General features: G+C 59.0%; 8 protein-coding genes. 6 read left to right on the top strand and 2 right to left on the bottom strand.

The features are described 5' to 3' along the window. Positions 1–84: 84 nt before the first annotated feature. The 4 genes from AC1RRC_RS20490 (at position 85) to AC1RRC_RS20475 (ending at position 8,934) form a co-directional block, all read left to right on the top strand. Positions 85–1,284, top strand: a complete 1,200-nt coding sequence (locus AC1RRC_RS20490) for an SIR2 family protein (RefSeq protein ID WP_493057381.1) — start codon at positions 85–87, stop codon at positions 1,282–1,284. 241 nt (positions 1,285–1,525) lie between these two features. Next, positions 1,526–2,461: a Tle-like phospholipase domain-containing protein gene (locus AC1RRC_RS20485; RefSeq protein ID WP_493057380.1), complete on the top strand. Its 936-nt coding sequence runs from the start codon at positions 1,526–1,528 to the stop codon at positions 2,459–2,461. Between the two features lie 412 nt (positions 2,462–2,873). Then, on the top strand, positions 2,874–7,679 hold the full coding sequence (locus AC1RRC_RS20480) for a DEAD/DEAH box helicase (RefSeq protein ID WP_493057379.1): 4,806 nt from the start codon (positions 2,874–2,876) through the stop codon (positions 7,677–7,679). A gap of 16 nt (positions 7,680–7,695) precedes the next feature. Beyond that, positions 7,696–8,934 carry an RES family NAD+ phosphorylase gene (locus AC1RRC_RS20475; RefSeq protein ID WP_493057378.1) on the top strand — a complete coding sequence of 413 codons (1,239 nt, stop codon included), beginning with the start codon at positions 7,696–7,698 and terminating at the stop codon, positions 8,932–8,934. 347 nt (positions 8,935–9,281) lie between these two features. Here the strand turns inward: AC1RRC_RS20475 and AC1RRC_RS20470 are convergent, their stop codons facing one another. Together AC1RRC_RS20470 and AC1RRC_RS20465 are read right to left on the bottom strand one after the other, a co-directional pair. Continuing rightward, the gene (locus AC1RRC_RS20470; RefSeq protein ID WP_493057377.1) at positions 9,282–10,868 is read right to left on the bottom strand and encodes a hypothetical protein; all 1,587 of its coding nucleotides are present in this window, start codon (positions 10,866–10,868) and stop codon (positions 9,282–9,284) included. Then, positions 10,865–11,173, bottom strand: a complete 309-nt coding sequence (locus AC1RRC_RS20465; protein ID WP_493057376.1) for an XRE family transcriptional regulator — start codon at positions 11,171–11,173, stop codon at positions 10,865–10,867. The genes AC1RRC_RS20470 and AC1RRC_RS20465 overlap by 4 nt, the downstream gene beginning before the upstream one ends. 131 nt (positions 11,174–11,304) lie before the next feature. Between AC1RRC_RS20465 and AC1RRC_RS20460 the strand changes: the two genes are divergently transcribed. Together AC1RRC_RS20460 and AC1RRC_RS20455 are read left to right on the top strand one after the other, a co-directional pair. Beyond that, a complete protein-coding gene (locus tag AC1RRC_RS20460) occupies positions 11,305–11,418 on the top strand; it encodes a DUF4224 domain-containing protein (RefSeq protein ID WP_493057375.1) in 114 nt (37 codons plus the stop codon). Between the two features lie 142 nt (positions 11,419–11,560). Then, on the top strand, positions 11,561–12,613 hold the full coding sequence (locus tag AC1RRC_RS20455; protein WP_493057374.1) for a tyrosine-type recombinase/integrase: 1,053 nt from the start codon (positions 11,561–11,563) through the stop codon (positions 12,611–12,613). The last annotated feature ends 18 nt before the right edge of the window (positions 12,614–12,631 follow it).

The following is a 12,631-nucleotide window of genomic DNA, read 5'->3' as shown; positions in this document are numbered from 1 at the left end:
TGCAGTCGGGTACCGATGCCCGTGCGCGGGGGCAAGGCAGATCGTGTATCCTGCGTGCAATTCGCTTATATGGGGAGCAGTCCCGTGCCGCAGCAGAAAAAGAAACGCGCGTTGGTGATCGTTGGCGCCGGCGCGTCGGTGGAGTACGGGATACCAGTGACGGCCGGCTTCGACAAGCTGATCGAAGCAGAGCTGCTGGCTGACGAATACTGCGAGAGGGCGGGCGGGACGGCCGCGTATTCGCGGATAAAGGCCGCCCTGGAAGCCTACTATTACCAGATGCCAGGCCAGGCGCACTTCGAGAGGGTCTACCACGTTCTCCATGAACTCGAGGCGATGCACGTAACAGAAGGGGCTGTCCCGAAATACAAGCCCGTAATGCACCCGTTCCTGGGGAAGGCTCCGGAGCAGCCACAGAGCCTGAGGGCCGCATCCCAAGGGATGCTGGCCGCGATCTACAAGATCGTCTCGGCGCGCTCGGACTCGCCGCGCTGCGAGATCGGGCCGCTGTCCGCCTTCCTGCGGACCTTGGGCGAATCGTTCGTCCCCCGCGTCTATTCCACGAACTACGACGACTTCTTCAGCCAGGCGGCGCCGGACCTCTTCACCGGGTTTACCCGCGAAAGGGAGGGTTTCCGCCTGTTCAGCCCACGGGACTTCTGGACCGCATGGGACAAGCCGGGCCTCTTCCACATGCACGGCTCGATCCACATGGGGTTCCCGCGCAGCGAGGAAACCGGCATAGGCGACCTCGCCTGGTTCGACTCGCGCGGCGACGCGCTCAGGCACAGCGGCTTCGGAGGCACCGGAATCGCGCGCATGGACGGAACGACCATCAACAGGAGCCCTATACTCACCGGACTGGACAAGCTGGGCAGGATCCAGCAGGCGCCCTTCTCAAGCTATTACGCGGGACTTAGCCGCGAAGCGGCCGAGGCGGACGTCATTTTCGTCCTGGGAAGCGGCCTGGCCGACCTCCACATCAACGCCCCGATCAGGGCCGCCCGCCTGGAACACCCACATACGCCGCTCCTCTACGTCGGACATTGGCCAAGCGACGAGGAATTCTATGCCGACGTGAATTTCGAGGTGAACGACCGGGTGATTTCGATCGTCCACGACCTTCGGATAGACCTGCGGAGCCATGCCACGTCCAGGTATTTCCGCCCAGGGGGCTGGAGCGTCGACAGGCGCAACCGCGCTGCGGTATGGTCCCGGGGCTTCGGGCCGTTCCTGGACGATCCGGATGCGCTCGGAGAGGTGCTGGGAACGATCGGGCCTTAATGGACGCGCATACCACCTGACGTCAATCGCTAGCCGGAACTCAGACGGAGCATACTGCCAGCGCTTTTCCCGCAACGGGTGAGCTGCCCACGCTGGCGTCGCGCGGCCCGGCGCCCCGCCTGCCGAGCCCCGCCCTGGCGGATAGGCAGGACGCTTAAGGGCTCCCTAAGGCTAATTGATGGCTTTGCGAATAAATTACCAGACAGGGCCTCCACACAACTTCACCAGGGAAGACTTCATCATGCCGCTCAAGAAAAAATGGCTGGGCACCTTGGCTTCCACCCTCTTCGCCGCAGGTCTCCTCTCCGGATGCTCCGTCCTTCCGACAAACTGGGGCAAGCTGGAAGGGAAAGCTTGGTGTGGCGAGCGCTACCTGGACACGGTATATGCCGGCAAGGCCCGCCCCGGAAGCGAGTTCGAGCGGAAGCTTGCCCAGTCTAAGCAGGGGTACATGTACGCAGTGGCGGCGGTCCTCGTACTGCAAAAGCACAACGGCGAGACAGCTTTCCATTTTTCGGTTCCAAAGCGGCTGGAAGAGCTCACGGACCTTTACGAGAGGTCCGGCAACGGATTCGAGGCGGCGACCTATATTCTGCGCGGCGCGGATCCCGAGGCGGAGCCGGAGATCGTAATATCTTTCGCCGGTTCGAACCAAGTGAGGGATTACGTGCTGCAAAATCTCTCGCCGTTTCCCGTCCAGTTTGGAAACGCACTTAATTATCTGAAAAAGATAGCAGCGCATCCAGCGGCCAAGAACAGGAGGATCGTCGTCACCGGCTTTTCGCTCGGGGGCGCACTTGCCGCTCACGTAACGAAGAACCCGGAGACGATGGGGCGCGTTCACGCAGCGTGGATTTTCAACCCGTCTCCACGCGCGGATGCCCCGAGCGGGCCGGATCCGAGAATTCACTTGCTTTCCACGAGCTACGAAATACTCAGAGCGTTCGACCGCCACCATCTCGGTGCGACCGAAGAGAACACCGTCCAGACCTACGGGCTGATACGTTCCAGCTCCATCTACTCCCACTACCGATGGGTGCTTGCCAGGCAGGTGCTGTGGTACGCCGACCTGGCTTTCTTCATGGAGTCCGGAAGGACCATTTCCTCCACCGAACCCCTGGAAATCCTACGTACCCAGGACGCTGGCGTATGCAAGCATCATCCTTTAAGTACCTGACTTGGCCGATGCGGAACGGCACGTTGTTGCCAAGATTCCGCCTCCCCGGATACACAGACGGTCCCGACAGCCTCGCCCTGACGCACGGCGAAAGGCTCGCCGATCGTAAGCGAAAATCGGCCAGTGCCCGACTGAACTCAGTCGCATAGCCGCAGCAGCTGCGATCGGATGTCCGCCGGCGCCGCTGCCAAGTCCGGCAGGTCGTCAAGGCTGTCCTCCAGGCCGACCCGGCCTGTGCCTCCTGAGCGGAAGAGGCCCGACGCGCAGAGCATCAGCAGCCAGAGGTTGCGCACTGGGTTGCGTCCGACGCGTCCCGCCGCGCCGCAGGCTCCAACGCTTACGCCCGAATTGCGCATCTGCCCCTACCGAGAGACGAGAGTTTGTTATATGGTTCTGTTCTCAGGAGAAATTGATGACTTTCCAAGAACTACTAGACGAGCTGACCGCCGCCTCCCGCACCAACCATGACAAAGGGACGCAATTCGAGAAACTGATCGCCAACTACCTGCTGACGGATCCGCAATACGCAGACAGGCTGGCCGAAGTCTGGCTCTGGTCGGAGTGGCCTGACCGCTGGGCGGTCGACGTGGGCATCGACCTGGTCGCCCGGGAGCGCAGCACCGGCGAATACTGGGCGATCCAGTGCAAGTTCTACGAGCCGGACCACTATCTGCAAAAGGCGGACATCGACTCCTTCTTCACCGCGTCCGGCAAGCGGTTCGCGACCACGGACGGCGAGCGCAGCTTCTCTCACAGGGTCGTCGTCTCGACCACGGACAAGTGGAGCAAGCACGCAGAGGACGCTCTCGTAAACCAGACGATCAGCGTATCCCGCCTCTGGTTCAAGGACCTGGCCGACAGCCCGGTCGACTGGAACGAGTTCAGCCTCGAGAACATCAAGAGCATCCGCCTCAGGAAGAAGAAGGAAGCCCGCCCCCACCAAAGCGAGGCCATAGGGGCGGTCCTCGAGGGCTTCGGATCCCACGACCGAGGCAAGCTCATCATGGCCTGCGGCACGGGCAAGACGTTTACCGCGCTCCGCCTGATGGAAAGCGTGGTCCCCGCCGGGGGCAAGGTGCTCTTCCTCGCGCCGTCGATCTCGCTCGTCGCGCAATCGCAGAGGGAATGGACCGCTGAAAGCCTGGAGCCTTTCCACGCGTTCGTGATCTGCTCCGACAGCAAGGTCGGGCGCGACGCGGAAGACGTCAGCACCCACGACTTGGCATATCCCGCCACTACCGACGCGCGCCGGCTGTCGACGGTGGCCGGCATCCTCTCGAAAGACCGGCGGACGGTCGTGTTTTCCACCTACCAATCGATACAGGTGGTGGCGGACGCGCAGAAGCAGGGTCTCGGGGAGTTCGACCTCATCATCTGCGACGAGGCTCACCGGACCACGGGCCTGACCTTGGCTGGCGAGAGCGATTCGGAATTCGTGAAGGTCCACGACAACGAAGTCGTCCGCGCGAGGAAGCGCCTGTACATGACCGCGACTCCCCGCGTTTTCGGGGAAGCCTCGAAAACCAAGGCGACCCAGGCGGACGCGACGCTGTTCTCAATGGACGACGAACCGACCTTCGGCAAGGAGTTCCACCGCCTGGGATTCGGGAAAGCGGTGCAGAAGGACCTGCTCTCCGAATACAAGGTGCTCATCGTGGCGGTGAAGGAGGGCGAGATGGCAAAGCTCGCGAACAACTTCAACAACGCTTTCAAGATAGACGAGAAAAAGGCCATCGACATCCGCTTCGCGACCAAGATCGTCGGAAGCTGGAAGGGGCTTTCCAAGCGCGGCCTAGTCCAGATCGGCGAGGACGGCGAGCAGGAGGAGCTTTCCGAGGATACGGCGCCGATGCGCAGAGCCGTGGCCTTCTCGAAATCCATCAAGGACTCCACCCAGACCACGGACATCTTCACGAAGCTCGTAAGCCTCTACCGCGAATCGCACGAGGGCGACGAAGACGCCTTTGCCGGCATGGTGGAATGCCAGCTCGGGCACGTGGACGGAACCATGAATGCCCTGAAGCGCCAGGGAGCGCTTGACTGGCTCAAGTCGGAGACAGCTCCGGGGCAGTGCCGCATCCTGTCGAACGCCAGGTGCCTTTCGGAGGGCATCGACGTGCCGGCGCTCGACGCGGTGGTATTTTTCGACACCCGCGAGTCGATCGTGGACATCGTTCAGTCCGTCGGCCGCGTAATGAGAAAAGCTGCGGAAAAGAAGTACGGCTACATCATCCTTCCGGTCTGCATCCCGTCCGAAAAGGTGAAGGACTACAATGCCTACATCGACAGCGATCCGCAATTCAAAGGCATTTGGAAAGTCATCAAGGCGCTGCGCGCGCACGACGAGAGCCTCGTTGACGAAGCGGAGTTCCGCCGCAAGATCAGGGTCATTGCGGACACCGACCGCAAGAAGGGGGACGACCGCCAGCAAGAGCAGGGAGCCCTTCCGCTCGAGTTTCCGATGCTCCCTATCGACGCGATCAACGAAGCGGTGTACGCCGCGATCCCCAAGAAACTGGGAGACCGGGAGTACTGGGGGGAATGGGCGAAGAGCATCGGCCTCGTAGCCGAGAGGCTCATCGCGCGAATCGACGCCCTGCTCGCAAACGACGCGAAACTCGCAAAAGCCTTCGAGGTCTTCGTGAAGGGACTCCAGGACACCCTGAACCCGGCAGTGACCAGGGACGAGGCCGTCGAGATGCTGGCCCAGCACATCCTGACGCTGCCCGTGTTCCAGGCCCTCTTCGCGTCTTCCAATTTCCCGCAGCACAACGTCGTCGGCAAGGCGCTGCAACAGATAGCCGACAGGCTCGGCGAGTCGGCTATCGCAACGGAGACGGAAGGCCTGGAGAAATTCTACGAAAACGTGCGCGAACGGATCGGCCTCGCGAAGAGCGACAAGTCCAAGCAGGACGTCATCCGCAACCTGTACGACACGTTCTTCCATAACGCCTTCCCGCGAATGGCCGAGCGGCTGGGCATCGTATACACTCCCGTGAAGGTGGTGGACTTCATCCTGAGGAGCGCTGACGCAGCCTTGCGCCGCCATTTCGGCGAATCCCTCTCGAGCCCCGGCGTGCAGATCCTCGACCCTTTCGCCGGAACCGGCACCTTCCCGGTCCGCCTGATCCAATCCGGCCTGATCGAGCCCGCGAGCCTGCGGCACAAGTTTGCCCACGAGCTCCACGCGAACGAGCTCGTGCTGCTCGCCTATTACATCGCCACCGTCAACATCGAAACCGCATTCCATGCGGCTACCGGGGAATATCGGCCGTTCGACGGGATGATCCTGGTCGATACGTTCCAGATGACCGAGGAAAACGACCTCGTCGACACGGTCGTGCTGCCTGAGAACAACGAGCGTGCCGAACGGCAGCTCGCCCAGCCCATCCGCGTCATCGTGGGCAACCCTCCGTACTCCGCCCAGCAGGACAGCGAAAGCGACGACAACAAGAACCTCAGCTACCCGACGCTCGACCAGCGCATTCGCACAACGTATGCGGAAAGAGCGAGCGGAAAGCTGGCCAAGAACCTTTACGACTCCTATATCCGCGCGATCCGCTGGGCATCGGACCGAGTCCAGGACAGAGGCGTCGTCGCGTTCGTTACCAACGGCTCGTTCCTCGACGCGAACAACATGGACGGGCTGCGCAAGTGCCTGACTGAGGAGTATAGCCACCTTTACGTGCTGAACCTCCGAGGGGATGCCCGCAAACAGGGCGACGAACGCACCCGCGAGGGCGGAGGCGTATTCGACGAGGGTTCCCGAACTCCAGTCGCCGTCACGATCATGGTAAAGGACCCTGCCCACGACGGGCCTTGCGAGCTGCGCTACCACGACATAGGGGACTATCTCACGCAGAAGGAAAAACTCGACATCGTGGAAGGGTTCGGAAGCATTGACTCAGTCCCATGGCGGTCGCTGCAGCCTAACGAGCAAGGCGACTGGGCCAACCAGCGGGATCCCTCATTCGAGCAGTTCGTCCAGATCGGAGACAAGGACAGGCCGGATGCGGGCTCGATCTTCAGCGTGTATTCCCTGGGCGTCGTCACGAACCGCGACCCTTGGACCTACAGCATGAGCCGGGACAAGTTGGCGACGAGGATGGAGCAGTTTATCGCCATTTACAACGCGGAGCGGAAAAGGTATGCCGCCGTAAAGGCAAGCAGCCCGAAGGGCCAAGTACCAGAGCTGGAGAGCGTGATCGACGCCAACGACAAGAGGATAAGCTGGACAAGGGCCCTAAAAGCCGACGCGAAACGCGACAAGCCGATGGACTTCGAGCCGTCCTCCCTGAGGGTAGCCATGTACCGGCCGTTCTCGAAGCAATGGATGTACTTCAACCGCCGCTGCAACGAGATGGTCTACCAAATCCCAAAGCTGTTCCCGACCGAACACCACGCGAATGTCGTGATCTCGAGCACCGGAGTAGCAGACCGGAAAGGCTACTCCGCGCTCGTCGCCGACCGCGTGCCCAACATGCACCTGACGGATACCGGGCAGTGTTTCCCGCTCTATTGGTACGAGAAGGCCGAAACCGGCGCGGCACCACAAGGCGAGATGTTCGCCGAACGAGAAGCCGCAGACGAGCACGGATACGTCCGCCGCGACGCCATCACGGACTGGGCGCTCGAAGCCTTCCGCAAACGTTACGGCGACGACGCCATTCGCAAGGAGGACCTGTTCTGGTACGTCTACGGGATCCTGCACTCTTCCGAATACAAGCAAAGGTTCGCCGCAGACCTGAAGAAGATGCTGCCACGAATCCCTTTCGCCGAGGATTTCGGAGCGTTCCGGGACGCGGGACGCAAACTGGGAAGTCTGCACCTCGGTTACGAGACGGTCGCCCCGTTCCCGCTTGAGGAAGAATGCAAGCGGCTCGTCATGGAAAACGAGGACTACCGCGTGACCAAAATGGCTTTCGGAAAGAAGGACGGCAAGGCAGACCGCACAGCCGTCGTTTACAATTCCCACCTCACGCTGCGCGGCATCCCTCTGGAGGCCTATGAGTACGTAGTCAACGGGAAGTCGGCCGTCGAATGGGTCATGGAACGCTACCAGGTGGCGGTCGACAAGGACAGCGGCATCGGAAACGATCCAAACGATTGGTCCGACGACCCACGCTACATCGTCGAGCACCTGAAGAAGATCGTAAGGGTGAGCGTCGAAACAGCGCGGATCGTCAAGGCCCTGCCTGCGCTGAAAGAGCTGGCCTGATTTTCCCGGAGGAGATATGGGTGCATTGTGTGCAAATTGCGCGGAGGATCCGTTCTTTCGTCAGATAATTATGGCAAAGGGGACTCCTTCGCAATGCTGTTCGTGCGCCGGGACCAACGAGAATGCCCTTTCCGCCGAAGCGCTGGCGGACGTCGTCGCCCCCATCGTCCGCGAATTTTTCGAGCCCGCGCTCCAGCCGAGAAGCAGACATGTCGGGAATTCTCTTCAAGAAGTCCTCGAAGAGGTTTTCGGAAGCCATCCGTCCGTCCTCGACGAGACCGCACACATCCTCATAACCTCCGACGTGGGACGGATCAAGCACGGCGAGCCCCCGTTTTTCGACGGGAGCGAGTTCTACACGCGCAAACCGGCGGACCATCGCAAGATATTTCACGAATGGGGGCAAGTAGAAGAAGAACTGAAGCACCGGCAGCGGTTCTTCAGCCAAGCCTCTCTGTCCTATTTTGGGAAGCTATTCCAACGGATCGGCGAGTTTCGCGATGGATGGAGCCAGCCTGTCGTCATCGAATACCCTCCCGGAACCGAAATCCTTCGTGCCAGAACCCTTCGGGACAGCGCCTCGCTCGAGAGGATCTGCCTAGCGGCGAACACGGAATTGGGCGCACCTCCCCGCAACTTAGCGAGCCCCGGGAGGATGAACGCCAGCGGCGTTCCTGTGTTCTATGGCGCTTTCACCCCCGATACGTGCATCGCTGAGATGCGGCCGACTCTCGCTGGCCTCGTGGTCGTAGGCACCTTCAAGACTACGCATCGCCTTCGGGTACTCGATTTTTCCGCCTTAGCCCAATCCGGACCGATGACGAAAGAGAGCTACTTCGATCCCGACTACACTAGCAAGCAGGAAGCGAATTACATCCTGAGGAAGATCCACGGGCTGATCGCTCGGCCAATTCAGCCGGGCACCGAGGCGTCGGAATACCTTATAACGCAATCGATCGCCGAATACCTGGCGCATATGCAGCAGCCGCCACTTGACGGCATCATTTTCAACTCCGTGCAAGACTCGGACGGAAAAAACATCGTCATCTTCTCGCAATACGGACGGGGGGAGCTCCTCCAGGACGAATTTGAAAACTGCTTCCCAGTCGAATACGTAGAAGGAAGCATCCGCCTTTTCAAGACCAAGGACATAGATTACAAGAACGAAGAAATATCCCTAACGGTAAAAGGAGGGAGAGTCTTTACGGACTACTATGACGAGTACCGTGATGACGATTTCCCTTACGAGCTATGAGTACATGCCTGTTCGGCCATTCTTCCGCAACAAGAAAATTTCCAATTGGATTACTCGCACCAGCAACAAGAACCGTAATTTGCAGGGATGGGGCGTTGGCTACCTCCTCTGGCGCCCGTACTACCGTTCCGGACGTTGGCCTCTAGGCGCGCCCCCCATGTGCCGCCAAGTAGGATTGATCATTTGAGTTGCCAGGCCCCGTCTTGGCTGGAGCTGATTTGCCTTGTCTAGCCTTGGCGGGTTTGCCTGTGTAGTCCGCGTCTGCCTTGGCCATGAAGCTATTGATGGCGCAGCAATCTGCTCCGCAAAGACAAGCTTACGTTATGGCGGGATGATGTGCGGATATGCTAGTTCAGCTTCGTCATTATTTCGACAAAGAGTTCCGAAAGACGATTCAGCATACCGTCGAATTCGGCTCGATAATTCTCCTCGTCAATTCCAAGTCGCGAAACGGTCCTTTCGTAGTTCGATCCTTTTCGGTGTGCCACTCCGGTCGAGCGTATTCCCTGAATACCTTGCAGGAATGTCTTACTGCCCGTTGGGTCAGCCAAACCGAGCAGTTCAAAGAGATCGCCCATGAGTTCCAGCGGCTTACGATCCGGATCGGCACATTGGAGCAACTTCCGAAGATTAGCCAAGTCGAGCGAATCAATAGTGACTTTTACCACTGCCAAAATCATGGAGTCGAACTCCGCTTGGCCGCCCGTCAACATCGAACGAATTGAATTAAAGAAATGCTTGTCTTTTTCGGCAAGCGGCAACATCAAATTCCACCCATGCTTGCCGAACCAAGCATGTTGAAGCGAACGGAACGCATCCTTAAATTTCAGATCTGGGCTGCTCGGGTCAAAAAAATTCCCCTCCATGCTACGCTGATAAGTTGCTTCGCTCAGTTCGTGCCCATCTGGCAGGATATTAAAGCTTCTCCAATACTTCTGCTCTGCGTTTGGCAGTTCCCGACCGAGATCCCCGAGAAATACGCATACATGGTCAACCGCGTTGTTATCGATGCGCAAGCACCAAGCGCCGCTTTTGGAAAGGTATCCGTCATCGATTTCGTACTCCGAGAGAGCGCCATAGTACTTCTGCATTACCTCGCGCCGGAAGAATACCGGAGTGAGGTAATGCGGCGCTCCTGGGTTACCGCCGAAGTAGTCAGAAAGATGCTGCGGATTGCATGAGAAAGACACTGGCAAGTCGATTTCGCCGCCGATGATGAAATCCTCAAATGCCTTAGGCTTCTCAAATGGCGCAATGCCGCAGCTTTCAATAGGCCCACAGAGAATAAGCTTTTTCCCCATCAGACGAGTAAATATACTGTAGCCTTTGATATATGAAGCCCCGGAGAATCGACTGAAAGACAAAGTGTCCGAGCGATGCTCGTCGGAATACCCGATACCGTCCCGGGAATGGCGCGTTACCTCGAAAAACAAAAGCAAGTTCCGCTGGGTGGCAGCCATGAAGGAGCGAAGGTAGCTTGTCCTTACTTGCACTTCGGACTCGCCCATCCTGATAACTTCTACCTCATCACCCTGCTCATCGAAATCGAGATACCTCGCCCCTTTCACATCGTGATAAAGACCCAGGAATAGGCGAAACTCTTCCGCAATTTCCAAGTGGTTAGGCTTGCGTCCGTGAAAATCGCGCCAGAGCACCAAGCGGCGATAGCTGTCATCAGACCTTTCGTGGTAGGTCGTGACTTCTCTTCCAGTGGAATACTCAGAAATAAAACTGGGGCCGCCGGAACCAAGCATCAAGTCCCAGCGGGACTCCTTCATATTCGGAGTGTGCCCCGAATCGACGAGCGCGCAATAGAAACCGCCCTCTTCGCTCCGATCCTCCGAGCGGACTTTTTTATATACGGTAGTCCAGGCTTTGTCGCCGTGCTCCGTTTTTATGAAATCGACAACATCCTCTAAAACTGGCTTGCTCATGCGTCCTCTTGCTTCGCGTCTTGGTGGGCAACTTGGCTTTCTGGCGGGAGCCTCTTTCCGATTCCAAAATTGACCCCTCGCGGCTTCTTGAGGGGGATATCGAGCGCTTCCAACGGCCGCCTGAAATCCACGCCATGCCTATGCATTTCCTCCAAGAGCACTGCAATAACCGCCAGGTTCGAAGACATGCGGTCTTTCTTGCCGTAGTTGTACAGCGAAACACGGTTCATGCGGAGCAAGCCGGCCAGCGCATCCAGGTCGAGCCCGGCATTGGCGATTCGGGTCTGAAATTCTTCGTAGTCCATGGCATCAATTATAGCGGTCCGCTAATTATGGCAATGCCGATCTTATCGCAAGAAAATTATCACTAATTAGTGATAATTTTTGACATTACACGCGAATCAAAGTATATTTGCATCACTAAATAGTGATATTTATGATTTTTCTTCAAAAAGATGACTTGCAAACCCTGACAGCTTTAACTCAGCCAGCTGCCCAGATCCGCTGGCTGCGCGACCGCAAATGGATCTTCGAAATCGGCGCGGACTGACTTCCCAAGGTGGCCGCCGCGTACTTTGAAAGGCGGATGGTGGTCGGCGACAGCGAAGGGCTGCCGGAGCAGGCCGGCGACGGCGGATGGCAGGTCAACGAAGCAGCGATACGTCGAAACACGTACAGATAATTTTCCGAACATGGGCCGCAAACGAACCATCCATACCAGGCACGACCTCCCTCCCCGCGTCTACATGCACCACGGGGCCTTCCGGTACGTGCCGCGAGAAGGCAAGCCGATCGGCTTGGGCCGCGACTACGGCGAGGCGATGCGCAAGTGGGCATCCATCGTGAAGCCCGCGACCGAAGTCGGCACCGTCGCGTCGCTGATCGACTGGTATCTAGTCAACGTCGCGCCGGACAAGGCCCCGCGCACCTACCGGGACAACCTGAAGGAGGCGGAGCACCTAAAGAAAGGACTGGGACACATCCCGTACTCGCAGCTGAAGCCGCACCACGTCGCCACCTACCGCGACGTCCGGGGGCAGGACGCGCCCGTCCGCGCGAACCGCGAGAAGTCCCTCCTCTCACACGTCTACACCAAGGCCATGGAAAAGGGGATGGTGGACTTCAACCCGTGCCGTGGAGTGCGCAGGAACAGCGAGAAGGCGCGGGAGCGGATGATCGAGGACCACGAGTACCATAAGGCCTTCGAGCTCGCGGAGCCTTCGGTAAAGCGCCTGATGACGCTGATCTACCGTACCTGCCAGCGTCCAGAAGACCTCCTCGGCGCCGGGATCTCGAACATCAAGAAGGTCGAGCACGAGGGCCGGGAAGTACGGGTGCTGCGGATCAGGCAGGGCAAGACGGGAAAGACCGTGGACATCCTGCTCGCGGGCGACCTGGAGAAGCTCGTTGACGAGCACCTCGCGTCGAAGACGGTATGGCAGACCTTCGTCCACACGCGGGCAGGGAAAAAGTACACCTACTCGGGAGTGGCCGCGATGTTCCGGCGCTACGTCCTCAAGGCGGGCCTTTCCGACTTCGGCATGTACGACATCAAGGGCAAGGGCGCGACCGACATGTACCGCGCTGGGGTACCTATCGAGCGCATCCAGCACCTTCTCGGGCACGACAGCGTAACGACGACGGAGATCTACATCAAGGCGAGGCTGCCGGACGTGGCTATGCCGAACATGCGTGAAATCCCCGGCGGGAAAGCTTCCATGCCGACGACAGCGTCCAGCGATTGAGGCGAACCACTGAACGAA

The organism is Pseudoduganella sp. GW821-FHT12E03 (assembly GCF_058807115.1).
The sequence above is the reverse complement of the archived record's forward strand: the minus strand, read 5'-3'. Positions and strand labels throughout refer to the sequence as shown.

Excerpts from the sequence above, each read along its gene's own strand:
- AC1RRC_RS20485 (WP_493057380.1), top strand. The coding sequence starts at position 1,526 with ATGCCGCTCAAGAAAAAATGGCTGGGCACCTTGGCTTCCACCCTCTTC.
- AC1RRC_RS20480 (WP_493057379.1), top strand. The coding sequence starts at position 2,874 with ATGACTTTCCAAGAACTACTAGACGAGCTGACCGCCGCCTCCCGCACC.
- AC1RRC_RS20475 (WP_493057378.1), top strand. The coding sequence starts at position 7,696 with ATGGGTGCATTGTGTGCAAATTGCGCGGAGGATCCGTTCTTTCGTCAG.
- AC1RRC_RS20470 (WP_493057377.1), bottom strand. The coding sequence starts at position 10,868 with ATGAGCAAGCCAGTTTTAGAGGATGTTGTCGATTTCATAAAAACGGAG.
- AC1RRC_RS20465 (WP_493057376.1), bottom strand. The coding sequence starts at position 11,173 with ATGGACTACGAAGAATTTCAGACCCGAATCGCCAATGCCGGGCTCGAC.
- AC1RRC_RS20460 (WP_493057375.1), top strand. The coding sequence starts at position 11,305 with ATGATTTTTCTTCAAAAAGATGACTTGCAAACCCTGACAGCTTTAACT.
- AC1RRC_RS20455 (WP_493057374.1), top strand. The coding sequence starts at position 11,561 with ATGGGCCGCAAACGAACCATCCATACCAGGCACGACCTCCCTCCCCGC.